The sequence below is a fragment of the Bradyrhizobium sp. 27S5 genome (assembly GCF_037217225.1).
In the GTDB taxonomy this organism is placed as follows: domain Bacteria; phylum Pseudomonadota; class Alphaproteobacteria; order Rhizobiales; family Xanthobacteraceae; genus Bradyrhizobium; species Bradyrhizobium septentrionale.
This window is the reverse complement of sequence record NZ_CP147714.1, coordinates 696542-721073: the sequence shown is the minus strand read 5'-3', so window position 1 is coordinate 721073 and position 24532 is coordinate 696542. Positions and strand designations below refer to the sequence as shown.

At 63.4% G+C, this 24532-nt stretch carries 25 protein-coding genes; 13 read left to right on the top strand and 12 right to left on the bottom strand.

Going from position 1 to position 24532, the window contains the following annotated elements:
• Window positions 1-26 precede the first annotated feature (26 nt).
• The 5 genes from WDM24_RS03460 to WDM24_RS03440 form a co-directional block, all read right to left on the bottom strand.
• Window positions 27-1667: a lysine--tRNA ligase gene (locus WDM24_RS03460; protein ID WP_338830471.1), complete on the bottom strand. Its 1641-nt coding sequence runs from the start codon at window positions 1665-1667 to the stop codon at window positions 27-29.
• A 227-nt stretch (window positions 1668-1894) separates the two neighbouring features.
• Window positions 1895-2938 carry a transporter substrate-binding domain-containing protein gene (locus WDM24_RS03455; RefSeq protein WP_338830470.1) on the bottom strand — a complete coding sequence of 348 codons (1044 nt, stop codon included), beginning with the start codon at window positions 2936-2938 and terminating at the stop codon, window positions 1895-1897.
• A gap of 90 nt (window positions 2939-3028) precedes the next feature.
• Window positions 3029-3619 (bottom strand): SCO family protein, encoded by a 591-nt coding sequence (locus WDM24_RS03450; RefSeq protein ID WP_166299038.1) that lies wholly within the window; start codon window positions 3617-3619, stop codon window positions 3029-3031.
• Window positions 3620-3635: 16 nt separating this feature from the next.
• A complete protein-coding gene (locus WDM24_RS03445; RefSeq protein ID WP_338830469.1) occupies window positions 3636-3791 on the bottom strand; it encodes a hypothetical protein in 156 nt (51 codons plus the stop codon).
• 176 nt (window positions 3792-3967) lie between these two features.
• Window positions 3968-4435 (bottom strand): hypothetical protein, encoded by a 468-nt coding sequence (locus WDM24_RS03440; RefSeq protein WP_166299040.1) that lies wholly within the window; start codon window positions 4433-4435, stop codon window positions 3968-3970.
• 275 nt (window positions 4436-4710) lie between these two features.
• Here WDM24_RS03440 and WDM24_RS03435 point away from each other — a divergent pair, with 275 nt between their 5' ends.
• Window positions 4711-6369 (top strand): FAD-binding dehydrogenase, encoded by a 1659-nt coding sequence (locus WDM24_RS03435; protein WP_338830468.1) that lies wholly within the window; start codon window positions 4711-4713, stop codon window positions 6367-6369.
• Between the two features lie 243 nt (window positions 6370-6612).
• Here the strand turns inward: WDM24_RS03435 and WDM24_RS03430 are convergent, their stop codons facing one another.
• A complete protein-coding gene (locus tag WDM24_RS03430) occupies window positions 6613-6981 on the bottom strand; it encodes a helix-turn-helix domain-containing protein (RefSeq protein WP_338830467.1) in 369 nt (122 codons plus the stop codon).
• Window positions 6982-7085: 104 nt separating this feature from the next.
• Here WDM24_RS03430 and WDM24_RS03425 point away from each other — a divergent pair, with 104 nt between their 5' ends.
• The 3 genes from WDM24_RS03425 to WDM24_RS03415 all read left to right on the top strand — a co-directional run bounded on the left by WDM24_RS03425 (window position 7086) and on the right by WDM24_RS03415 (window position 9951).
• Complete coding sequence (locus WDM24_RS03425; protein WP_166299043.1) at window positions 7086-8543, top strand: CDGSH iron-sulfur domain-containing protein; 1458 nt, start codon at window positions 7086-7088, stop codon at window positions 8541-8543.
• 165 nt (window positions 8544-8708) lie between these two features.
• Window positions 8709-9521 (top strand): alpha/beta hydrolase family esterase, encoded by an 813-nt coding sequence (locus tag WDM24_RS03420; protein WP_414645807.1) that lies wholly within the window; start codon window positions 8709-8711, stop codon window positions 9519-9521.
• A 79-nt stretch (window positions 9522-9600) separates the two neighbouring features.
• Entirely contained in the window at window positions 9601-9951 is a 351-nt protein-coding gene (locus tag WDM24_RS03415; RefSeq protein ID WP_028339041.1) for a RidA family protein, read from the top strand.
• A 94-nt stretch (window positions 9952-10045) separates the two neighbouring features.
• Here WDM24_RS03415 and WDM24_RS03410 read toward each other — a convergent pair whose 3' ends face one another.
• On the bottom strand, window positions 10046-11194 hold the full coding sequence (locus WDM24_RS03410; RefSeq protein ID WP_414645676.1) for an alpha/beta fold hydrolase: 1149 nt from the start codon (window positions 11192-11194) through the stop codon (window positions 10046-10048).
• 193 nt (window positions 11195-11387) lie between these two features.
• Window positions 11388-12455 carry an aromatic ring-hydroxylating dioxygenase subunit alpha gene (locus WDM24_RS03405; protein ID WP_338695302.1) on the bottom strand — a complete coding sequence of 356 codons (1068 nt, stop codon included), beginning with the start codon at window positions 12453-12455 and terminating at the stop codon, window positions 11388-11390.
• Window positions 12456-12561: 106 nt separating this feature from the next.
• On the opposite strand from WDM24_RS03405, the gene WDM24_RS03400 reads away from it, so the two are divergent.
• The 7 genes from WDM24_RS03400 (at window position 12562) to WDM24_RS03370 (ending at window position 17869) form a co-directional block, all read left to right on the top strand.
• Window positions 12562-13470 (top strand): LysR family transcriptional regulator, encoded by a 909-nt coding sequence (locus WDM24_RS03400; RefSeq protein ID WP_338830465.1) that lies wholly within the window; start codon window positions 12562-12564, stop codon window positions 13468-13470.
• 103 nt (window positions 13471-13573) lie between these two features.
• On the top strand, window positions 13574-14263 hold the full coding sequence (locus WDM24_RS03395) for an RNA polymerase sigma factor (protein WP_338830464.1): 690 nt from the start codon (window positions 13574-13576) through the stop codon (window positions 14261-14263).
• Window positions 14264-14357: 94 nt separating this feature from the next.
• Window positions 14358-14879 (top strand): DUF4142 domain-containing protein, encoded by a 522-nt coding sequence (locus tag WDM24_RS03390; RefSeq protein WP_338695295.1) that lies wholly within the window; start codon window positions 14358-14360, stop codon window positions 14877-14879.
• Window positions 14880-14890: 11 nt separating this feature from the next.
• Entirely contained in the window at window positions 14891-15211 is a 321-nt protein-coding gene (locus WDM24_RS03385; protein WP_338830463.1) for a cupredoxin domain-containing protein, read from the top strand.
• A gap of 93 nt (window positions 15212-15304) precedes the next feature.
• Window positions 15305-15667: a nuclear transport factor 2 family protein gene (locus tag WDM24_RS03380; protein WP_029077875.1), complete on the top strand. Its 363-nt coding sequence runs from the start codon at window positions 15305-15307 to the stop codon at window positions 15665-15667.
• A 125-nt stretch (window positions 15668-15792) separates the two neighbouring features.
• A complete protein-coding gene (locus WDM24_RS03375) occupies window positions 15793-16590 on the top strand; it encodes a helix-turn-helix transcriptional regulator (protein ID WP_338830462.1) in 798 nt (265 codons plus the stop codon).
• A gap of 109 nt (window positions 16591-16699) precedes the next feature.
• Window positions 16700-17869 (top strand): cytochrome P450, encoded by a 1170-nt coding sequence (locus WDM24_RS03370; protein WP_338830461.1) that lies wholly within the window; start codon window positions 16700-16702, stop codon window positions 17867-17869.
• A gap of 105 nt (window positions 17870-17974) precedes the next feature.
• Here WDM24_RS03370 and WDM24_RS03365 read toward each other — a convergent pair whose 3' ends face one another.
• Entirely contained in the window at window positions 17975-18904 is a 930-nt protein-coding gene (locus tag WDM24_RS03365; RefSeq protein ID WP_338830460.1) for a dihydrodipicolinate synthase family protein, read from the bottom strand.
• 25 nt (window positions 18905-18929) lie between these two features.
• Window positions 18930-20096 carry an NADH:flavin oxidoreductase/NADH oxidase gene (locus WDM24_RS03360; protein ID WP_338830459.1) on the bottom strand — a complete coding sequence of 389 codons (1167 nt, stop codon included), beginning with the start codon at window positions 20094-20096 and terminating at the stop codon, window positions 18930-18932.
• Between the two features lie 246 nt (window positions 20097-20342).
• On the opposite strand from WDM24_RS03360, the gene WDM24_RS03355 reads away from it, so the two are divergent.
• Complete coding sequence (locus tag WDM24_RS03355) at window positions 20343-21362, top strand: LLM class flavin-dependent oxidoreductase (RefSeq protein WP_338830458.1); 1020 nt, start codon at window positions 20343-20345, stop codon at window positions 21360-21362.
• A 535-nt stretch (window positions 21363-21897) separates the two neighbouring features.
• On the opposite strand, the gene WDM24_RS03350 is transcribed toward WDM24_RS03355, so the two are convergent.
• Window positions 21898-22140, bottom strand: coding sequence for a DUF3551 domain-containing protein (locus WDM24_RS03350; protein ID WP_338830457.1), 243 nt, complete (start codon window positions 22138-22140; stop codon window positions 21898-21900).
• A 280-nt stretch (window positions 22141-22420) separates the two neighbouring features.
• On the opposite strand from WDM24_RS03350, the gene WDM24_RS03345 reads away from it, so the two are divergent.
• Window positions 22421-23203 carry a hypothetical protein gene (locus WDM24_RS03345; protein ID WP_338830456.1) on the top strand — a complete coding sequence of 261 codons (783 nt, stop codon included), beginning with the start codon at window positions 22421-22423 and terminating at the stop codon, window positions 23201-23203.
• A 61-nt stretch (window positions 23204-23264) separates the two neighbouring features.
• Here WDM24_RS03345 and WDM24_RS03340 read toward each other — a convergent pair whose 3' ends face one another.
• Window positions 23265-24167 (bottom strand): ATP-binding protein, encoded by a 903-nt coding sequence (locus tag WDM24_RS03340; protein WP_338830455.1) that lies wholly within the window; start codon window positions 24165-24167, stop codon window positions 23265-23267.
• Between the last annotated feature and the right edge of the window lie 365 nt (window positions 24168-24532).

Sequence of the window (24532 nt, the reverse complement as noted above, 5' to 3'; positions counted from 1 at the left end):
CGACCATGGTGTGAAAGCTCATCGATCTACGACGACCGCGCCAGCGCGCCGTCGATCATGTTGACCGCGTTCTGCACGCCGTAGACCGCGACGAAGGAGCCAAAGCGCGGGCCCTTCTCCTGGCCGAGCAGCACCTGGTAGAGCATGTTGAACCAGTCGAGCGAGACGCCGGGACGGCCGTCCTTGCCCTTCTTCACCACGTCGAGGAACGGCTCGCGGCGGCCGATCTCATAGACCACGTTCTGGATGTCTTCCGCGGTCGCATCCGCCGGCATGTTGGCGAGCGCATCGCGCAGATCCTGCAGCGCGGCGCGTTCGCCATCGGTCGGCTCGCGGAACTGCTTCGTCGGCGCCACGAAGTCGCGATAGTAGTTGATGGCATAGCCGACCATTGCATCGAGCTTGGGATGGGTCTGCGGCGTCACGCCCGGCCGGTAGCGGCCGATGAAGCCCCACAACGTCTCGGCATTCTCCGCGTTCGACGACGACACCAGCGTCAGCAGGAGCTGGAAGGTGACGGGCATGTCGGCCTGCGGCGGCTTGCCGGAATGGGTGTGCCAGACCGGATTCTGCAACTGCTGCCGCGCCTCCTGCCGCGTGAAGCCGTCAAGGAACTGCTGGTACTCATCGACATTGCGCGGGATGACGTCGAAATAGAGCCGCTTCGCCGCCTTCGGCTCGCGATACATGAACAGCGACAGCGATTCCGGCGAGGCGTAGCGCAGCCATTCGTCGATGGTAAGCCCGTTGCCCTTCGACTTCGAGATCTTCTGGCCCTTCTCGTCCAGGAACAGCTCGTAGTTGAAGCCTTCCGGCGGCGTGCCGCCGAGCGCCGAGCAGATCTTGCCCGACAGCTTCACCGAGTCGATCAGATCCTTGCCGGCCATTTCATAGTCGACGCCGAGCGCGTACCAGCGCATCGCCCAGTCCGGCTTCCATTGCAGCTTGCAGCGGCCGCCGGTGACGGGAACGGTGACGCTCTCCTTGGTCTCGGGATCCTCGTAGGAGATCGTGCCGGCCTTGGCGTCGTGCGCCGTCACCGGCACGTAGAGCACGAGGCCGGTGCGCGGACAGATCGGCAGGAACGGCGAGTAGCTCGCCGCCCGCTCCTCGCGCAGCGAAGGCAGCATGATCGCCATCACCTTCTCGATCCGCTCCAGCATGCGCAGCAGCGCGGCGTCGAACCGGCCCGAGGTGTAGTATTCGGTCGAGCTCGCGAATTCATAGTCGAAGCCGAACTGGTCGAGGAAGGCGCGCAGCCGCGCATTGTTGTGCTGGCCGAAGCTCGGATGGGTGCCGAACGGGTCCGGCACCTTGGTCAAGGGCATACCGAGGTGCTGCTCCAGCAGCTCCTTGTTCGGCACATTGTCCGGCACCTTGCGCAGTCCATCCATGTCGTCGGAGAAGGCGAGCAGGCGGGTCTTGATCTTGTCCTCGGTGAGCACGCGGAAGGCATGGCGCACCATCGTGGTGCGCGCAACCTCGCCGAACGTGCCGATATGCGGCAAGCCCGACGGACCATAGCCGGTCTCGAACAGCACCTCGTCCTTCGGATTTTTCTTCAGCCGCGCCACAATCGCTTTCGCCTGCTCGAACGGCCAGGCGTTGGATTGTTCGGCGAGCGCCCGCAGGTCGCTCGGGCTGGCAGCAAGATCAATCACGGACATTCTTCAGGCTTTCTCCAAAAAGGCCGCGAAAACTAACGCTTTCGCGGCAAAATGCAAAACGCTTACTCCCTCTCCCCGCTCTTGCGGGGAGAGGGTTGGGGGTGAGGGGCTCTATCCGCATCAAATGGCAAGAGACGGATTCGCGGAGGCTCCCCCTCACCCGGAATTCAAGCTGCGCTTGAATTCCGACCTCTCCCCGCAAGCGGGGCGAGGTGAAGATCTCCGCGTCAGAACGGGCTGATCGAGAAATAGCGCAGCCACAGATCGGTGAAGCGGCCTTTCTCCCAGATCCGGAACAGCGCCCAGTTCAGCGACTGCCGGAGCAGATCGTTGCCCTTGCGGACGGCGATGCCGACGCCTTCGCCGAAAAAGCGGCTCTCGACAAAGGGGCCGCCGGAGAACGCGCAGCATTCGCCGGAATCGGTGCCGTTGATCCAGAACGCGAGCGAGATCGCATCGCCAAAGATGAAGTCGACCTCGCCGCGGCGCAGCGCCGCGCGCAACGCGTCGTTATCCGGATAGGAATGGATCTCGGCGTCGGTGAACATCGCCTTGAGGTAGGCCTCGTGCGAGGTGCCGGCGATGACGCCGACCTTCCTGCCCTCGAGATATTCCGGCCGGATTTCCGGCATCACATTGTCGCGGCGCGACACGAAGCGTGCCGGCGCGCGGTAATAGGGATCGGTGAAATCGACCTTGGCGCGCAGCTGCGGCGTCACCGCCATCGACGCGATGATGGCATCGCCCCGGTTGGTGGCCAGCGCGTCGATCAGGGTCTCGAAGCGGCGCATCTGGATGGTGCAGGTGACCTTGATCTCGTCGCAGAGCGAACGCGCCAGATCGACGTTGAAGCCGGCCGGATTGCCGTCCGGCCCGGTGAAGTTGAACGGCGGATAGTCGGTCTCGGTCAGGAAGCGGATCACGGTGAGGCGCGAGAGGTCCGGCCTATCCGGGCGGCGCCGCGGGTCCCAGAAGCCCGGCACCGCCTGCGGCGCGGCCTCGGCAGCGGCCTTGGGCGGCGGGGTTGGGGTCGGTGGCACGGCAGCGGCCGGGGGCGGCGCAGGCGCCGTCGGTGCAGGGGCCGGTCTGGCAGAAGGAGCCGGAGTTGGAGCGGGAGCCGTCTTGGCCGCGGGCGCCTGCTGTGCCTGGGTGGGGGGTGTCTGCGCGATCGCGGGGCCTACCAGAGCCAGCAAGGCAGCCGCCATCAGCCCCGCGGTCAGGCAAAGCTGGCACGAGCGGACGGCAAAGGGTTGGGCGGACAAATCTGGCATAACCGGCAATTTAGGGAATTGGACGGCTTATAGACCATCCGGCGCGTGATGCGAGCGCCGATTGGGTTAATTCTGAAGCGGAAATGGCAATCAGAGATACCGTTTGAGATCGGCCGCGGCCTCTTCCGGCGTCCGTTTCAGATTGAACGGCGAAACGAAACGGCCGTCGCGATCCATCAGATAGATCAGCGCGGTGTGATCCATCGTGTAGTCGCCATCCTTCAGCGGCACCTTCTTGGCGTAGACACGATAGCTCGACAGCACCTTGGCGATCGCGGCGGGGTCGCCGGTCAGGCCCTTGAGGTGCGGATCGAAGCTCGAAAGATAATCCTTCATCGCGGTGGCGGTGTCGCGTTCCGGATCGACCGAGACGAAATAGGCATTCACGCGATCGGCGTCCTTGCCCATCGCCTTCAGGACCTCGGAAATCTCGAACAGCGAGGTCGGGCAGACGTCCGGGCAATGGGTGAAGCCGAAGAAGATCAGCGTCGGCTTGCCCTGGAGGTTCTTGTCGGTGACGGTCTGGCCGGCTTGGTCGGTGAGCTGGAACGGGCCGCCGATCGCGGCCGGGGCGGCGACAGTGCGGAGGCCCCCGACCGCCCACAGCATAAGGAACAGGCCGACCGCGAGGCTGCCGGCGAAGGCGGCGAAGATCACCAGCGGGCGAGTGGTCCGAGGCATGGGCGGGACATCCTTGTCAGAAGCAGGCGGAGATGCCGGCCGTGATCGTTTCGAAAAACACCGCGGTCCCGTAGTGGAACCAGAGCGCCGCGGCGGCAAGCAGGACCACCCCGCCGATGCCGGCGGCGCCCCACAGGATCGCAGATGCCACCCGGCCCTGCGGAGCCGTCACGAGCTCGGATCGGGTGGAGATCGGCTGAACCATACGGTTGAGATAAGCCGGGTTCCGGCAGGCAGCAAGCGCAACGGCGGCCGCAGGCCGTCAAATGATAGCGAGGCTACTCCCGGCAGCGGCCGGATCACGCCGGCGATGGCAGACGAGGATTAAATGCAGAGATCAGCCGGAGCTCAGTGCTCGGGCTTCGACGCCGAGGCCTGGGCGTTGAGGTAGCACGGCTTGTACAGCGCCTGCAGCTGCTTGCCGCGCAGGAAGATCATCCGGCGGGTCAGGCCGCCGCGGTCCGTGATCCATCTGCGGACGGCCGGCGGGTACATCAGGTACAGCATATGGGTGGCTTCGGGATTGGGGACCGGGCGGCCGTCGTCACCGTAATCCCAGGCCGCATGGAAGCCGAGACTGGCGTGTGACGTCACACAGATCCGGTCATGAGGAACCTTGCCGAGCACGATGGTGCAGGCCGAGGCGCACAACCCGTCGATGATGACGGTCTCGCCCGACGTGCGCAGGTCCTGATATTTGTCGACATAAATCCCGATCTTGCCGCCGCGATCGTCGGCGATTCTGACCACTGCCTGTGACGCCCCCATTCCCGCCAGCAGGAGAACCGCAGCGAGCAACCCCGTCATCAACTTCATGGCCAGCCCCAGTCGAAACCGAATCTGTTGGTCTTGTGATGCAAGATGTCGTGAGCGTGTTGCGGCTGCGGATTTTTGTCCAGACGAGCGAAGCCGGACAAAACAAATTCAAATTGGGTGTTGCGCGCGCGCTGCAGTGGAGCGTGGAAAAGGTCCCAAACTGGAACAGCCTGCCGCAACTACTTGGTGCCCGGCCGCCACAGGCAAGGTCCATTTGGCGTTGACCGCGCGCAATCACGCGGTCTTCAATCGCAGCGGGACGGGGGGAATCAAACATGGCTGACGATGCGGATGTGATCGTGATTGGCGCCGGGCTGGCAGGCTTGGTCGCCGCAACCGAGATCGCCGACGCAGGCAAGCGCGTCATCGTGCTCGACCAGGAAGGGGAACAGAGCATCGGCGGCCAGGCCTTCTGGTCGTTCGGCGGATTGTTTCTGGTCGATTCGCCGGAGCAGCGCCGGCTCGGCATCAAGGATTCCGCCGACCTCGCACTGCAGGACTGGATGGGCACCGCCGGTTTCGATCGTGAGGAGGATCACTGGCCGCGCAAATGGGCTGAGGCCTATGTGGCGTTCGCGGCGGGCGAGAAACGCGACTGGCTGCGCGCGATGGGCCATCGCATCTTCCCGGTGGTCGGCTGGGCCGAACGCGGCGGCTACGACGCGATGGGCCATGGCAATTCGGTGCCGCGCTTTCACGTCACCTGGGGCACCGGTCCCGGCATCGTCGAGCCGTTCGAGCGTCGCGCACGCGAGGCCGCGAAAAGCGGACGGCTGGTGTTCAAATTCCGCCATCGGGTCGACGCGCTCGATGTCAGCAACGGCGCGGTCGACGGCGTGCGCGGCGCGATCCTGGAACCGACAGGCGTCGAGCGCGGCAAGAGTTCCTCGCGCAATGTCGTCGGCGATTTCGCACTTCGCGCCCAGGCGGTGATCGTCGCCTCCGGCGGCATCGGCGGCAATCATGATCTGGTGCGGCAGAACTGGCCGAAGCGGCTCGGCGAACCGCCGAAATTCATGATCTCCGGCGTGCCCGAACATGTCGACGGCCGCATGATCGGGATCACCGAGGCGGCCGGCGGCCGTCTGATCAACCGCGACCGGATGTGGCACTATGTCGAGGGCATCCAGAACTGGAACCCGATCTGGCCGCGTCATGGCATCCGGATTCTGCCAGGACCGTCATCGATGTGGTTCGACGCGTCAGGCAAACGGCTGCCGGCGCCGCTGTTCCCGGGCTCCGACACGCTCGGGCAGCTGCACTACATCATGGGCACGGGCTACGATTATTCGTGGTTCATCCTGACCCAGAGCATCATCAAGAAGGAATTCGCGCTGTCGGGCTCCGAGCAGAACCCCGACCTCACGGGCAAGAGCTGGCGCATGACGATCAAGCGCGCCACCAACAAGGGCGCGCCGGCGCCGGTCGAAGCCTTCAAGCAGCACGGCGCCGACTTCATCGTGCGCGACAATCTCGGCGATCTCGTCGGTGCCATGAACAAGCTCGCCGGCAACGACCTGTTGCAGCTCGATGCCATCAAGACGCAGATCGAGGCGCGCGACCGCGAGATCACCAATCCCTACGTCAAGGATGCGCAGGTGATGAACCTGCACAATGCGCGCCGCTATATCGGCGACAGGCTGATCCGCACCGCGAAGCCGCATCGGATCCTCGATCCCGAGCACGGCCCGCTGATCGCGGTGAAGCTCAACATCCTCACCCGCAAGACCCTCGGCGGCTTCGAGACCGATCTGGATTCGCGCGTGTTCGGCAATGATCACCAGATCATCCGCGGTCTCTACGCGGCCGGCGAAGCCGCCGGCTTCGGCGGCGGCGGCGTGCACGGCTATCGCTCGCTGGAAGGCACGTTCCTCGGCGGCTGCCTGTTTTCGGGCCGCAATGCCGGACGCGCGGCGGCGAAGGCGGTGAGCTAGAGGTCGAATAGCAACCGCGAAAGGGCTGGAGGCCCTCTCCCGCTTGCGGTGGGCGCCTGCACGATTTCGGAATATTAGAAGAATATCGCTGAGTTGCCCGACGTGTCAAGTTGCCTGGTCGAACGCCTGCCGCCGCCGGCTACTTTGCATGGGGTTGTTTTCGATATTTTGGCAACGAGCCGCTGCGACGGCGCAAGCGGGAGAGGTGCATCGAGGCCGCGGCCCGACCGATCCAACCTAATTTCAATTATCACCCGCTCGCCTCCAATCCGCCTCCGCGCTGAGGAAGCGGACGCCGAACGTGTCGGCATTGGCCTCGCCCCAATCGTAGAGCGCCTGCAGCATCGGCTTCAGCATCTCGCCGCGCTTGGTCAGGCAGTAGCGCGAGGAGCCGCCGCCGCGCTCCTGCCTGACGAAGCCTGAATTGCAGAGATCGCGCAGGCGCTCGGTCAAAACCTTGTCGCTGAGTTGCAGGATGTCGTGGCGCAGTTCACCATAGCGCATCGGCCGAACCTTCAGCCGGCTCAGGATCACGGTCTTCCATTTGCCGCTGAGCTGATCGATCGAGAACTCGACCGGGCAACCATATTTGCGCTTGGTCTTGCGGATCATCCCGTTCTCCCGCGGCACTTTCCATCTGGTTCGTTGAGAGCCGCCATCGATCCATCTAAGCACGCTTTGCGCGGGTTGGGCGAGTTCAGGGATCATTGCAAGGCATGACAGAAGACAATTCCGCCCGAGACGCAAACGACAAGCAAGCGGCGCACAAGCGCATCATCGTCAGACGCAACGGGCCCTACGAACCCGAGCCCGGCATTCCGATCGTCGATCATCTCGGTGTGCCGATCGCAGCCGAGGCGCCGGTGCGGCTCTGCCGCTGCGGACAATCGCAGACAAAGCCGTTCTGCGACGACAGCCACGTTGCGTGCGGCTTCACCGACTCCAGGGATGCGCGGCGGGTGCCGGACAAGCTTGACGTCTATGCGGGGCAGCAGGCGTATGTGTTCGACAATCGCGGGACCTGCGCACATTCCGGCTTGTGCACCGACCGGCTCAGCTCCGTGTTTCATCTCGGTGAGGAGCCGTTCATCGCGCCGAGCGGCGCGCGCTTCGACGATCTCCTCAACGCCGTACGCAGGTGCCCATCGGGCGCGCTCGGGATCGGCATTGGCCCCGCGCGCGACGCCAACCTGTCCGACGTCAGCCGGCCGCCGCAGATAGAAGTGTCGAAGGACGGCCCCTATCGCGTCACCGGCCATGTCGATCTGGTCGATGAGGATGGCACGCCGGTCGCACGGAACGCGGGCGCGTCGCAGGAACATGTCAGTCTGTGCCGCTGCGGCTCTTCGCTGAACAAGCCGTTCTGCAGCGGCATGCACTGGAACGTCGCATTTCGCGATCCGGTCCCCGATCCCTTGCGCGAGCCGACGCTGTTCGAATGGGCCGGCGGCTATCCGGCGCTGCTCGACATGACCCGCATCTTCTACGGCCGCTATGTGCCGGAAGATCCGCTGCTCGGCCCGCTGTTCGCCGAAATGTCGCCGGACCATCCCGAACGGGTGGCGGCGTGGCTGAGCGAGGTGTTCGGCGGCCCGCGCTTCTACACCGAACGTTATGGCGGTTATCGGCGGATGGTGTCGCAGCATATCGGCAAGGAGATCCGGCCGGAGCAACGCGCGCTGTGGGCCACCTATATGGTGCAGAGCGCCGACGATGCCGGGCTGCCGTCCGATCCGGAATTCCGCGCCGCGTTCGTCGCCTATATCGAATGGGGCTCACGGATCGCGGTGGAGAATTCGGGGGCCGGTGCGAAACCGCCGCCGAACATGCCGGTGCCGCGATGGTGGTGGGTCTGCAACGCAACGCCCGCGGCGCGGCTGTCCGCAATTGAAGGCGACGCGCAAGCCGCAACCGAGACCAGCGTAGCGCTGCCCAGTCCGGGCGAGGCGGTGCAGTTCGAAGCACACATCCGGCCGCTGTTCCGGCCGATGGATCGCAACTCGATGCTGTTCGCCTTCGACCTCTGGAAGGAGGAGGACGTGATCAAGCACCGCCGGCAGATCCTGGCCCGTCTGGAAGCCGGCACCATGCCCTGCGACGGGGCCTGGCCGGCTGAACAAGTGGCGCTGTTCGCACGCTGGGCCGATGCGCTGAAGCCGCCGACCGGATCGTGAAAGCCGTGTTCGGCCGGACCGGTTGAACCGGCTGTGTCGTCATGCTGATATCGCCATCGCGAGGACAGGAAACCTCAGCGATGCGACGGCATCCAATCGGTATGCTGGTTTTGGCCGGCGCGATCGCCTTGAGCATCGTGCCGGCGCGCGACGCGAACATTCACGCTGCAGCCACCTGCAACCAGGCCCGCGCCGCTCGTCATCGTGCTGCACGGCAAGACCCGGAGCAGCGCCGACATGATCACACGGACGTCGTGGCCATTGATCGCCAGGCGCGACGGCTTCGCGGTGGCGTATCCCGATGGGTTGAAGCACGCCTGGGCCGACTCCCGGCCGAACGCGCGGCGCGCCGCCGATCCGCCGCCGGAAGGCACCGACGACGTCGCCTTCATTGCGCAATTGATCGCGAAGCTCGTCGGCGACGGGACCGCCGATCCGAAGCGCATCTATGTCACCGGCATCTCCAATGGCGGCGCGATGGCCATGACCTTGGCCTGCGAACGCGCCGACCTGTTCGCGGCGGCGGCCAGCGTCGTGATGAACCTGACCGACGAATCCGCCGGCGCCTGCCGGCCTGTGCGTCCAGTGCCGGTGCTCCTGATGAACGGCACCGTCGACCCGCTGATCCCCTATCAGGGTGGACGCGGCACCAGCTATTTTGCGGTCGACGGATTCTGGTCGACCGAACGCACCCTGCAATTCTGGCGGCGGACCAATGGCTGCGAGAACAAGGACGCCGCAACCACCGATCTGCCCGATCGCAACCCTTCCGACCAATCAACTGTCACACGGATCGACTCAGCCTGTCCGCAGGGACGTGACGTCGTGCTCTACCGGGTGAATGGCGGAGGCCACCGCATGCCCGGCCACTTCCCGGACGCTCATTTTACGAAACTGGCGGCCGCGCTGCTCGGACCGCAAAACGGCGATATCGACGGCGCCGATACGATTTGGGCGTTCTTTACGCGCTTTCCGTGAGATGTACGTTTGCAAAATGCGCAGTGGCGGCGAACCCCGCGGCGCGGTAGACAGTGCCGCCATTCAAGTGGAGACCCAAATGAGCATTCAACGTTTCGAAACCGGCCCGCGCATGAGCCAGGCCGTCGTGCACGGCAACACCGTCTATCTCGCCGGCGTCGTCGCCGGCAAGGCCGCGGGCGGCAGCGTCACCGACCAGACCAAGGACATCCTGTCGATCATCGATGGCCATTTGGCCAAGGCCGGCACCGACAAGTCAAAACTCCTCAGCGCGACCATCTACATCACCGACATGAAGACGTTCCCGGAGATGAACGCGGTGTGGGACGGCTGGGTCTCGGAGGGTAACACCCCGGCCCGCGCCACCGTCGAGGCCAAGCTCGCGGCGCCGCAGTACAATGTCGAGATCATGGTCGTCGCGGCGAAGTAAACGCGGCAATCAACCGCGACGCACGTCGTCGCGACGGATATCGCGATGCCCCGGATTGCAAAATTGCAATTCGGGGCATTTTCGTTTTTTTCACTCACGCGCTGATCCGTGCTCGCTCGCCCGCGGCCTCGCCGAGATCGGACTGCAGCCAGCGGGCAATCCGGCGCCATGAACCGGCCAGAGCCCTGCAGCCCATGAACAGGCCGAGATGGCCACACGGCTCAGTCTCGCTTCGCAGCCACGCGGGCGGCGTGCCCAGCAGCCGCATTGTCGCAAATGCCTGGTCGGGCGGAACAACGATGTCGTTCTCCGCGGCGAGCAGGAAGGTCGGCAGCTTCACCGCGGCAAGATCGATCTTGGTGCCAAGCGCGACGAAGTCACCGGCCGCGATCCGGTTCTGACGAAAGATCCAGTCAGTCACTTCCAGGTAGTAGGTGCCCGGCAAATCAAGCGTCTCACTGTTCCATCGCATGAAACGATCGAGCAGCGCCTGTGCATCCTCCGACTTGCCGTCGAGACGCCGCTGCAGCGCCGCTTCCACGTCAGGCAGGCTGAACGGAATACTCCAGAGCTGCAGCATGTACTTGCCACTGACGATCCCATCTCCCTGACGCACCATCGCCTCGAAGCCTTGCTGCGGCAGCGAGGCGACCATCCGCGAAAGCTCCGACGGCACCGAGACGTCGACCGGGCTGCCTGCAAGCACGAGCCGCCGCACCTTGCCGGGAAAGCGCGCCGCATAAAGCAACGACAGCCAGCCGCCTTGACAGAGACCGGCAAGGTCGACCGGCGGCCCGATCGTGTCGACGGCCACGTTGAGATCAGACAGATAGGTGTCGATCGAGAAATATCGCATCTCCGGTGCCGCCGAGCGCCAATCCGTGAGATAGAGACGCGCTAGACCCGCCTGCTGTAACGCCTCCATCAGGCTGTGGCCGGGGGCAATATCCGCGATCTGCGCGCGGTGCAGCGCATAGGGCGCGCAGACCAGCAGCGGCGGGCCTTCGACCGCTCTCGAAAAATCCCGCAGACGCATCGACGGCAGCTGAAGCGCGACCGAGTGGGCCGTCGTCCAGGGCAGTGCCGCTTCGCCTGGCGCATCCGCCGGCTCCGGCGCGCGATTGGGGTACCACTGCGAGTAGATGTCCAGCGCCAAACGCGTGGCTTCAAACGGCCACAGCCAGGCGTCCTGCACCCAGTTGGCGCTCGCACGTCGTTCCGATGGATCCGTCTTTTCGGGCAAGCTCATTCACCGATTGATCGCCACCGAAATAGTCTGGCCGGCGCGGGTCGAAGCCTTGACCCTAATCAAAAACCGACGAATTCACGTTGAGCACCTTACGCCAAACCCGCTGGAGCGCAGCCACGCCAGCACGTCACGATCTCGCGATCCCGGCGCAGCTTGTGGCCAGGCGGTGATGCCATCGCTTCAGCGACTATGCGGCGCGTGCTGTACCCCTCTCCGCCTCGAGCTTGCGCGCGAACAGCCAGCGGAAATAGGTCAGCGGCGCATCGGCGCCGATCGCGAGCAGCTGATAGTCCGGATCGACGTCGAGCACCTTCTGCTGCGCCTCGATGAAGTCCTTGTCCTCGTTGAAGGCCTCCTCGAGGGAATGCCGCAACGAGAGCGCGATGTTCGGGTTGCCGATGTCGAAATCGTGCAGGTAATTCCAGAAGAAGTGCGTCGACGAGCGGGTCTCCGGCGTCATGAACTGGGCGTTGCGGTATTGCCGCGTGCCCGGAACCTGAACGCCCTTCTCCACGCCCTGCCCGGCCGGCGCAAACGTGGTATCGAGCGTGAAGATGCCCGGAACGATCATGCGGCCGATATTGCGACGATCGACCTTGTCGGCCCGGTTGGAAATCACCTTCTTGTGGTAGGGCGGCGCATCGGCGCCCATGTGCCAACGCTCGACGCGGAAGCCGTCGTCCAGCTTCTCGATCGCGACCGGCTTGGTCTTGTAGGCGTATTCCTCGGAGCCGCCGAGCGTGTTGGTGTGGACGAAGGCGAGATGGGCGAAGTCGCTGAGATTATCGACGATGAGGAGCCAATTGGCCTTGTAGTGCATGTAGCCGGGCAGGCCGCGCCATTTGGGATCTTCGAGCGGCGGATAATCGAGGATGAGTTTCGGATCGGCCTTCTCGGGATCGCCGGTCCAGATGAAGATCATGTTGTAGCGCTCGACCGCGGGATAGCTGCGCACGCCAAGCTTGGCGGGGATCGCGTCCTGGCCGGGAATCTGGATGCACTTGCCGTCGGCCGCGAACTTCATGCCGTGATACATGCACCTGATGTCGTCGCCCTCGACGCGTCCCATCGAGAGCGGCGCGGCGCGATGGCAACAACGGTCGTCGAGCGCGACCACCTTTCCGCTGGAGCCGCGATAGAGCACGATCGGCCGCTCCAGGATGGTGCGCGCCAGCTTCTTGCCGTCGATCAGCTCGTGATTCAGCGCCGCCACATACCAGGCGTTGCGCAGGAAAATTCCGTTGTCGTCGGCCATCTCGCCCTCCCGATGCAAATTTGGTTACGACGAGGTTAGGTGATTGCGATCACCGGGATAATCCGATTTGGCTGGACACACTGTACCGCTGGATGGACAATCGGCCATGGAGTGGCGCGATTGGGAGCTGTTTTGCGAGGTTGTCGAGCATGGCGGCTTCACCGCGGCCGCGCGCGTGCTCGGACATCCCAAATCGAGCCTCAGTGCTGCGGTGCAGCGTCTCGAAGCCAATCTCGGGCTGCGGCTGATCGAGCGGACCACGCGACACCTGCGGCTGACCGATTCCGGCGAGACCATCTATCGCAAGGTGCGCCCGCTGTTCACCGCGCTGCACGACACCCACAGCGAGGCGCTGGCGATGAGCAGCGCGGTCGCGGGCACCCTGCGCATCAAGGCGCCTTACGAATTCGGCGCGCATCACGCAGGGCCGGTCGCCTGCGCGGTGATGGGCCGCTATCCGGAGCTTGCGATCCGGATCGATGTCGAGCACGACATCGTCAACCCGATCGCCGAAAACTACGACATCGTGTTCGCGATGCTGGAGGCGCCGCTGCCGTCGGCCGGCATCGTGATCCGCCGCGTCTTTACCCTCGAACGCGGCCTGTTCGCCGCGCCGGCGCTGCTGGAGAAGTTCGGTGAGCCGCGCACGCTGATTGAGCTGAGAAAGCTGCCGCTGTTGACCGGCCCGAGCGATCCGCCATGGGCGATCACCGCTCCCGGTGGTGCGGTCGAGCATCTTGCGGTGGATCGCGCCCGTCTCACCAGCTCGAATGCCCATGTCCGCCTGCAGGCTGCGCTTGCCGGCCATGGCGTGCTGCGGGTGACCGCGAGCTACACCCGCGCCGCGGTGGCGGCCGGCGAGCTGCGGCGGCTGCTGCCCGATCATGCCTGCGAGCCGCTGAACGTGCACGCGCTGTTGCCGGCGCGTCAATTTGTCCCTGCCAAGGTGCGCTGCTTCCTCGATGCGATGGAGGCGCATGCGCGCGGCGATCCGGAGGCATATATCAAGCCGTGACCGCTGATTGACGGTTTTTGGGCCAGCCACGATTTTCTCGGGAACCTGCCCGGCCCCGCGGCATCTAATGTCGATAATCGGTGAACAGTGAGGCAATCCCACCATGCGCCAAGCCCAGGTAAAGCAACCACCGCCGATCCGCTCAGCCGAAGCCGAGCTCGTGCAACGCGCGCTCGCCCGCGACGAGGCCGCGGTTCGCGCCATCATGCAGGCGAATAATCGCCGGCTGTTCCGGCTGGCGCGCGGCATCCTGCACAACGACAACGAGGCCGAGGATGTGGTTCAGGAGGCCTATGTGCGCGCCTTCACCCATCTGGACCAGTTCCGCGGCAACTCGAGCCTTTCGACCTGGCTGTCGCGGATCGCGATCAACGAGGCGCTCGGCCGCCTGCGTAACAGGCACACAAGCGTGGAATGGTCCGAGCTACCGAGAGGCGCCCTTGAGGCTCAGATCATCCAGTTCCCCTTGTCGTCAGCGGACGATCCGGAAAAATCCATGGCCCAACGCGAAATCCAGCATGTTGTCGAGCGCGCGATCGATGAGCTGCCCGAGGCGTTCCGCCTCGTCTTCATCACCCGGGTGATCGAGGGCATGAATGTCGAGGAGACCGCTGAAATCCTCGCCCTGAAGCCGGAAACCGTGAAGACCCGCCTGCACCGTGCCCGGACCATGCTTCGCGACAATGTCGAGCGGAAGATCGGCCCCGTCGTAATGGAGGCCTTTCCCTTTGCGGGCAGACGCTGCGAGCGATTGACCGAGGCGGTCCTGAAACGGCTCGGCGCCACCGCGTAGATTTTCGGGAACCTCGGCGCGTCCGCACCATCCAACTCCTGTGCAACCAACAACGTGCCGTGCGCTACGCCCGGCTCAACAGGAGTGTCAAACCATGTTCGTTCGATTGAGCATCGCGGTCGCCGCGCTCAGCGTTCTCAGCGGAGCAGCGTTGGCGCAGGGCGCAAAGCCGACCGATCCGCAGATCGCGCACATCGCCTATACCGCCGGCGTGATCGACATCAATGCCGCCAAACAGGCGGAGTCGAAGGCTTCCAACAAGGAAGTCAAGGCGTTCGCCCAGGACATGGCGCGCGACCATGAGGCGGTGAACAAGCAGGCGCTCGACCTCGTCAAGAAGCTGAAGGTGACGCCGGAGGACAACGACACCAGCAAGGCGCTGTCGAAACAGGCGGCCGACAAGCTCGCCGAGCTCGGCAAGCTGACAGGCGCCGCCTATGACAAGGCCTATATCGACAACGAGGTCGCCTACCACAAGACCGTCAACACGGCGCTGGAGACGCAGCTGATCCCCTCGGCCAGCAATCCCGAGCTGAAGGGCCTGCTGCAGACCGGCCTGAAGATCTTCCAGGGCCACCAGCAGCATGCCGAACATGTCGCAGCCAGCCTGAAATAAGGAGACGCATGATGTTGCCAGGACGCAATCTCGCAACGCTCGCCTTGCTCGTGTTCGGCGCGACGGCTGTCCCGGCGCATGCGGCCACCATCCAGATCGTGATGGAGAATTTGGTGATCTCGCCGGCCGAGGTATCGGCCAAGGTCGGCGACACCATCGAATGGGTCAACAAGGACGTATTGGCGCACACCGCCACCGCGAAGAACAGCGACTTCGATGTGACGATCGCGCCGAAGAAGACGGTCAAGTCGGTTCTGACCAAGGCCGGTACGATCGACTATTACTGCCGCTACCATCCCAACATGAAGGCGGTGCTGACGATCGCGCCGTAACTCGCGCGATGACCTCCGAGGTAATCGATCGATGCCTGCGAACCTTCGATAGTCCGGACAGCCGCACAGTCCGGCCCATCGAAGGAGAGCAGCATGACCGACCACGCCACCATCGCCCGCAATTATATCGAGCTCTGGAACGAGCGGACGCCGAGCCGTCGCCGCGAGATGCTGAGCCAGAACTGGACCGCCGATGCGCGCTATGTCGATCCGCTGATGAGCGGTGACGGCCATGAGGGCGTCGACGCGCTGATCGCGGGCGTGCAGCAGAAGTTTCCGGACTTCACCTTCAAGCTGATCGGCGAACCGAACGGCTTCGGCGACCATGTCCGCTTCTCCTGGGGGCTCGGACCCGACGGCGTCGACAGCCCGATCAAGGGCACCGATTTCGCCATGCTGAAGGACGGCCGGATCAGGAGCATCACGGGCTTCCTCGACCAGGTGCCGGGCGCCTGACCCGAGCTTCTTGATCGACGCGTTTTCTTCACGCGAACCGGGCCCCACTTCGCTCGAAAACGCTATGGTCCGCTTCCAACCCGGTGATGTCGCTGCTAATCTTCCCGAAACACAGGGAGGACGCCATGAAGGCAGATTTCGCCTTCAAGACTTCTGTTGTCAGCGACATCACGCCGGCGCTGCTGGCGATCGGCCGCGACGGCTTTCCGCAGGCCCTGATCGGTTCGCTGCGCCGCGTCGCCGGCGTCGGCCACTGCATGGTGTTCTCGTTTACAGGCCCGCGGTCCGCCGCGTGCCTGCTCGACGTCGGCAACATCCCGACCGGGCGTGAGCTTGGGATCGCCTATTCCGAACATTTCCATCAGGCCGACCCGAACCGCGATGCCGTGTTCGAGGGGCAGGCGCAGGCCACGCCAATCGTGCTGCCGACCTTTGCTCGCCGGATGTACAGCGACGGCTACCGCAAGATCTTCTTCGACGATTCCGACATCGTCGACAAGTTCGCCTCGGCGATCTGGACTGGCGACACCTGCTTCTATGTCAACTTCTACCAGATCACAGCGCAAGGCCGTTTCAGCCGCGAACAGATCGCGCGGCTGGCCGCGGTCGCGCCCGCGTTGACGGCAGCGGTGGCGCGGCACTTCCAGCCCGACATGGCGCCGGATGCCGATCCGATCGCGCGGCTGCAGACCCTGTTTGCGACGGCAGCACCGCTCGCCCGGCTGACCGGGCGCGAGCGGGAGGTCTGCCTGCGTATCCTGTCGGGCCTCAGCTCGGAAGCAATCGCGGCCGAGCTCGGCATCGGTCTGCATTCCGCCCTCACCTATCGCAAGCGCGCCTATGACAAGCTCGGCATCTCCTCGCAGAACGAGCTGTTCGCGATCGCGCTGCGCCTGATGGCCTCGACCCGCCAGCTGAACTGAGGGGGCCTTGAGCGGTGGCTTCCGCCTGTCCCCAACGGTGGGGACAGACCGGTGATGTTTTCCGGCCTATGCTCGGTCCGAAACCTGAGGCCAACCTGAGATACACGTCGTGAGCACCGCTCCCCATTTCGACATCGATGTGCCAGCCTTCTGGCGGGACCCCTATCCGACACTCGCGCGGATGCGCAAGGAGGCGCCGATCGCCTTCGTGCCGCAGCTCGGCAGCACGCTGCTGTGCAACCGCGACGACATCTTCGTCTCCGAGAAGCAGATCGACGTGTTCTCGTCGCACCAGCCCGAAGGATTGATGAACAAACTGATGGGCCACAACATGATGCGCAAGGACGGTGATGCGCACATGAACGAACGCAAGGCGATCTTCCCGGCGATCTCGCCGAAGACCGTCCGATCGCACTGGACCGTGCAATTCGAGCGACATGCAGCGCGCATTCTCGACGAATTGAAGCCGGACGGGGTGGTCGATTTCGTGCAGGCCTTCGCGCTGCCGTTCTCAGCCGAATGCCTGAAGTCGATCACCGGCCTCACCAACATGCGCTTCCAGGACATGAACGCCTGGTCGCAGGGCATGATCGACGGCATCGCCAATTATGTCGGCGACCCCGCGATCGAGGCGCGCTGCCACGCGGCGACCTCGGGCATCGATGCCGCGATCGACGACATGGTGTCGGTGCTGCGCAAGACGCCCGACCTCAGCCTGCTCGGCGTGATGCTGCAAACCGACATGCCGATGGAAAGCGTGCGCGCCAACATCAAGCTCGCGATCTCGGGCGGCCAGAACGAGCCGCGCGACGCGATCGCCGGCACGGTGTGGGCGCTGCTGACCCATCCGGATCAGCTTGCACTCGCGACGAGCGGCACGATCCCGTGGTTGCAGGTGTTCGAAGAATATGCGCGCTGGATCTCGCCGATCGGCATGTCGCCGCGGCGGATCGCAAAGCCCTGGACGATCCGGGACGTCGCGTTCGAGACCAATGAGCGCGTGTTCCTGATGTTCGGCTCGGCGAACCGCGACGAGAGGCATTTCGACAGGCCCGACGCGTTCGACGTCCGCCGCGACGCCAGCAAGAGCATCGCGTTCGGCGCCGGCCCGCATTTCTGCGCCGGCGCCTGGGCCTCGCGCGCCATGGTCGCCGACGTCGCGCTGCCCGCGATCTTCAACCGCCTGAAAAACCTGCGTCTGATCGAGGACAAGCCGCCGCGGATCGGCGGCTGGGCGTTCCGCGGCCTGCTGGATCTGCCGGTGAGGTGGGACGTCTAGAACTTCGGTTCTGATTGAATCAGAACCGAAGCTCTAGCTCTTTTTTTGACGCGTTTTCTTCACGCGAACCGGTGTCCACTTCGCTCGAAAACGCTATGGGCGCGCTCATCGTCCCCAGCGCAGCACGACCGGGTCGAGCGTGCGTGCGATTTCGATCAGCCCCGCGCGGGTCGCGGGGTGCAGTGGCTGCAACGGGTGGCGCACCGCATCGGACTTGATGACGCCGCCTTCGCGCATCAGGACCTTGCAGGCCTGCAACCCGCATTGGCGGTTCTCGTAGTTGATCAGCGGCAACCAGCGCGCATAGGCCCGCACCGCTTCGTCGCGCCGGCCCGCGAAGAACGGATCCATGATCTGGCGGATGCCGTCGGGATAGCCGCCGCCGGTCATCGCGCCGGTGGCGCCGGCGTCGAGATCGGCCATCAGCGTGATCGCCTCCTCGCCGTCCCACGGCCCCTCGATCTCGGCGCCGCCCTTCTCGATCAGGCCGCGCAGCTTGTTCGCCGCCATCGGCACCTCGATCTTGAAGTACCTGATATTGGCAAGCTCCTTCGCCATCCGTGCCAGAAAATCCACCGAGAGCGGCGTGCCCGCAACCGGCGCGTCCTGGATCATGATCGGGATCTTGATGGCATCCGACACCACCCGATAGAACTCATAAATGCCCGGCTCCGGCACGCGGAAGGTCGCGCCGTGATAGGGCGGCATCACCATGACCATGGCGGCACCGGCGGCTTCCGCCTCGCGGCTGCGCGCCGCACAAACCGCCGAGGAGAAATGCGTCGTCGTGACGATGACGGGAATCCGCCCCGCAACATGCTTGAGCACCGCATGCATCACGGTTTCGCGCTCGGCATCGGTCAGCACGAACTGTTCGGAGAAATTGGCAAGGATGCAGATGCCGTGGGAGCCGGCGTCGATCATGAAGTCGACGCAGCGCCGCTGGCCGTCGAGGTCGAGATTGCCGTTGGCATCAAAGATGGTCGGCGCCACGGGAAAGACGCCACGATAGGGACGCTTTGCGATTGATGTCATGATGACGACCTCTCAGGGCTTCTTGTCAGATCTTGCGGAACGGCAGCGGCGGGCCTTCGAGCCTGCGCAGGCCCGGCTCGCGCCGCTCCAGCCACCAGCCATATTGCTTCGGCCAGGACGCGAAAACCTCGCCGCTTCCGCCGCCAAGCGCAAGCTCGGCGTGCAGCGGCCAGTTCGGATCGAACAGCGCCTCGCGGCCGATCGCGAGCAGATCGGCATGGCCGCCCGCCAGAACATCCTCGGCCTGCTGCGGATGCAGGATCAGGCCGACTGCGATGGTGGCAACATCGGCGGCCCGGCGGATTTCGGCGGCATAGGGCACCTGAAAGCCGTAGCCGCGCGGAATCCGCGCCGCCGTCGCCGAACCGAGCAGGCCGCCTGACGAGCAATCGATCAAATCGGCACCACGCGCCTTGGCCTCCCGGGCGAATGCGATCTGGTCCTCGAGCGCGAGACCACCGTCGATGCCGTCGACCGAGGAGATCCGTACCGACAGCGGCCGCTCCGCGGGCCAGGCGGCGCGCACGGTCTCGATGATCTCGAGCGGATAGCGCATCCGCCCGGCACGATCGCCGCCATAGGCGTCGCTGCGACGGTTCGACAGTGGCGAGAGGAATTCGTGCAGCAGATAGCCATGCGCGCAATGCACCTCGACGAATTCGAAGCCGGCCTCCACCGCGCGCAAGGTGGCGCGCCGCCATTGCTCGCGCAGCGCTGCGAGATCGGCGACGTCGAGCGCGTGCGGCATCAGCCAGCCGTCTTCCATCGGGATCGCGCTCGGCGCCACCGTCCGCCATGGCAGATCGCCACGGGCGCGGTCGGCCTCGTCGAGTGCGGCATTGCCGTACCATGGACGCTGCATGCTGGCCTTGCGGCCGGCATGCGCGAGCTGGATCGACGGCACAGCGCCGTTGTCCTTCAGGAAGGCCGCGATGCGCTCGAGCGGCGCGATCTGCTCGTCGTTCCAGATACCGACATCGCCATGGGTGATGCGGCCCTCGGCCGTAACCGCCGCGGCCTCGACCATCACCAGCCCGGCACCGCCTTGGGCGAATTTACCGAGATGCACAAGGTGCCAGTCATTGGCGATACCGTCGGTCGCCGAATACTGGCACATCGGCGAAATCAGGATGCGGTTTCGGGAGGTCACGCCGCGAAGCGTGATCGGCTGAAACAGAAGCGGCTGCGACATCGGGACCTGCGGGAGCGTGGTGGCGGGACAACGGCCGCCGAAAGCTAGGCGGCGCGCCGCATCATCGCAAGCTGCACAACGGCGCAGGCGGCAGGACCTGGATGCATGCGCCGCGCGCGCGATGGGCAATCATCCAAACCCGAAGCCCCGGCTGCAGAAATTTTCCCCGGTTGGTAAACACTTTCGTGTCACCGCCGTATCACGCCACCGATCGCAATTTGCGTCGGGCATGCCTACATTGCCGATATGAAAAAAATCGGATTCCTCTCGTTCGGGCACTGGACGCCCTCACCGCAATCGCAGGCCCGCTCAGCCGCCGATGTGCTGCTGCAATCCATCGACCTCGCGGTCGCCGCCGAAGAGCTCGGCGCGGACGGCGCGTATTTTCGCGTCCATCACTTCGCCCGCCAGCTGGCCTCGCCCTTTCCGCTTCTGGCGGCGGTTGGCGCAAAGACCAGCCGGATCGAAATCGGGACCGCCGTGATCGATATGCGCTACGAAAATCCGCTCTACATGATCGAGGACGCCGGCGCGGCCGATCTGATCGCCGGCGGACGCCTGCAACTCGGCATCAGCCGCGGCTCGCCCGAGCAGGTGATCGATGGCTGGCGCTATTTCGGCTATCAGCCGGGCGAAGGCCAGACCGACGCCGACATGGGCCGGCGTCACGCCGAGATCTTCCTCGACATGCTGCGCGGACAGGGTTTTGCGCAGCCGAATCCACGGCCGATGTTTCCCAATCCTCCCGGCCTGCTGCGGCTCGAACCGCTCTCGGAGGGCCTACGCGAGCGCATCTGGTGGGGCGCCGGCTCGAACGCCACCGCGGTCTGGGCCGCGAAGCTCGGAATGAACCTGCAGAGCTCGACGCTGAAGAGCGACGAGACCGGAGAAGCCTTCCACATCCAGCAGGCCGCCCAGATCCGGGCCTATCGCGCCGCCTGGAAGGAGGCCGGCCACACCCGCGAGCCGCGCGTCTCGGTGAGCCGCAGCATCTTCGCGCTGGTCGACGATCGCGATCGCGCCTATTTCGGCAACGGGCAGGAGGAAGACCAGATCGGCTTCATCGACGAGCGGACGCGCGCGATCTTCGGCCGCGGCTATGCCGCCGAGCCGGACAGACTGATCGAGCAGCTCAAGACGGACGAGGCGATCGCCGAGGCCGACACCCTGCTTCTGACCGTGCCCAATCAGCTCGGCGTCGCCTACAACGCGCATGTGATCGAGACGATCTTGACTCAGATCGCGCCCACCTTGGGCTGGCGCTGAGCTTGCCGCGGGATCAGGACCCGCGGCGGCCGTCTTCCAGGGGGTGGTTGAGAGGGGGACGATCCGCCGCGGGCTTGAACCGACCGTTCTCGCCGGAGGATGGCCGGTTCTATATGGCCAATGCGGGAACCGGCGAGATCGTTCCGGCGGAACTCCGTTCTCAAACGCGGAGAACTACGGAAACATAACTGCGCCTTGTGAGAAGAACAGGTCGAGTACAGTGCGTTAGACGCGCACGTTGCGTGAACAGATCGCCGTATTATCCCGGGATCATCGCGGGAAGCCTGCCTGCGGATTGGCTCTGCGAATCTCGGTCAGGAATCCCTGTCGCGATTGCGGCGAGTGAGATCGAGACGCTCGACGCGCTCGTCAATCCGCCGGTTCAGTTCCTCGTCCTCTTTCGAATTCTTGCCGCGACGGCCGCGAACCACAAATGCGCACCCGATCAGAACGATCGCAAAGAGCGCGTAGTGCCACCATTCCATGCATTGATCTCAAATGGATGCTCGCGAATACGCGCGGAAAAAGTTACCGTTCACCTGTAAGGGCGCACCGATCTTGGCGCGTAATAAGGGTTGATCAGACAGGTCGCCGGAAGCCCCATGGCGGCCGCCTGGCACTGATCCAGCGACGCGAAGATGCAGTCCATTCGGTCGCCGATCAACGAACCGTAAGCATGCATGCAGACCGGATAGCGTGGGTCATACATTTGTGCAGACGCCGACCTTGTCATGCAAAGCGCGCTTAGCGCAAGCAGCAGCGCTCCAAGCAACTTCATGTCGTGTCTCCTGCTGGTTCATATAAATTGTCTTGCCGACAGAAATACATGTCGTACCGACAAAAATGACCTGCGCAATTATTCCTGAGGGCTGAAGCGGGCTGAGGGAATCGAACCCTCGTATGAATCTCGCGAGATAATTTTTGATTCCCCGTTAAATCAATGACTTAGCAGGCATTTTGGCTCCGCGTGTAGCGCGCACTGGTGGTGCGCTATGATGCATGTCCGAATCGTCGCCGACTTATTCGGGACAGGTATAAGTATATAGGTAGAAGCAAGGATGAGTGAACCGCAACCTCTCACAGGCCTCGAAGCGCTGTTATTCGAGGCACCACTCTATGCGGCGTTCAAGCTACCGGAGGGCAAGTGGTGGAAGGACGAGAACGCTGAAGGTCATTGCCCGTTCTGCAAGCGACAAGCCACATTCAAGATCGTATGGAAGGATGGTGACATACGAAACCGTCCACGCCCGTACAAAGCCGCGTTCGATGCCAACGTGAACTGTCGATGCACGAGGCATGAAAGTCATATTGTACAATTCGTGCTCCGCTTGCACGAAGACACGGTGCAGAAGTGGGGTCAGCTACCATCGTTTGCGGATGTCACCGAAAGCTCAACAAAGCAGTATCGAGGCGTGCTGAGCCCGCAAGATGCACGAGAGTTGAATCGCGCGAGTGGACTTGCGGCGCATGGAGTCGGCATCGGCTCGTTCGTTTACATGCGGCGAATTTTCGAAAGAATCATTAACAAGCGATTTGCCGCTTTCAAGGATGCCGAGAAGTGGGATGAAGCCGAGTTTCGGCGCATGAAGATGGATGAGCGCATTGGGTTGATGCGGAACTATCTCCCCGGCTTCTTGGTCGAGAGCAAGAAGATGTACTCAATATTGAGCCTGGGCATCCACGAACTCGAAGAGACCGACTGTCTCGCCTTCTTTGAGGTCGCTCGAACGGCCATCATCTTTATTCTCGAGGATGACCATCGCAAGAAGCAGGAGTTGGCAGAGCGAGACGCGGCGAAAAAAGCAATCGCTAGTTACCAACCACCCGGAAACTCAGGCTAATAGCCCCGGGCTCGCATAGATGGCGGTGACGACTTTTTAATTGCTTGTGGCATCGAGAGACTTAGCGTGGCTCATCCTCAAGAACCTTCAACAAGCCGCCGCAAATTTCGTTTCCGTTAGCAATGATTTCGCTTAGAAGCGCGCGCAATGGGTCGGTCAACCTCGCTTCCTCCCGCTGGCCAGGGTCCACTGTCTCGATGATCGAATTGTACCTGTCGACATCGTTGATGAGCTTTGCAGCCTTCTGACGCAAAGCCTGAGGTAACGCCATCACGGCAACACCCGATGTACGAAGGCTCTGCGAGACCGTAATGTACAAGCTGGCACGCGGAAGGTACGTGCCCTTGTCAATCTTGCTACGCTCCGTCGCTGCTGAGAAAATTCGCCGTACCTCAACAAGCAGGTCCCATGCAATGCCGAACTTGCGACCAAACTCTAGACTCCGACCAACCATGTCGCGAATTTCGTGGTCGTCCATCGGCTGCTTCGTCGCATCGTGGCGCTTGTAGTAGATTTTATTGTCCGCCTGATGGGGCGCGTTGGTTGTCGCCTTTGGAATCGAGATGACGAAAGCGCATGTGCCCTTTCCTTTCGATTTCAATTCTATTTGCCTGATGAATAGACCTTCCACGCGCGGGTGAATATTCGTGGTAAGAATCTGCTCAATCCGGTCTGCAGGTACGACCTTCGGGTCAATGCCGTCATCGATCTTGTCGGGAAAGCCTCCATCTCTCTCCGCGATACCATAGATAATCGTTCCGCCTTCGGCATTGGCCATTGCAGCAACGTCGCGAATGATGTCCTCGCGGTGCTTATCACCGAGTGGGCGCTTGTCTTTCATCAGCGTCTTGTCGCTGAAATTGAGCGACCGTGAATCCTTGTAGTCGAGACTGACGTTTTCCTTTTCGTCCGCCGATACCACGGCATTCAAATCTGCTTCTTCCCATTCGCGCACGTCTCGCATCGTCTTTCCCAGTTCTTGAAAATCAGGCGTCCCTTCGACCAGAAAGATCGTCAGACCAATTTGGCTTTACGCGCCCAGATGCCTCCAAGGGTACTTGCAGTGGCAGCAATCGTGCTCCCTTCCATTCTAAGTATTTGTGGCTCCAGATTCGCTATTGCTGGCCCCACAAATCACAATCATTTCAACGAACGGGGTATCCACAGAAGCTTAGAAATGCAGGACGTGCCCTGCGCAGAAGCATCTTGCTGCATAGGGTCATGGAGCGGGCGAAGGGAATCGAACCTCGCATGCAGCTTGGGAAACAATCATGGATTCCTGTCAAATTAATGGGTCGGCCGTGATCTAGCTCTTTTCCGGCTCCGCAG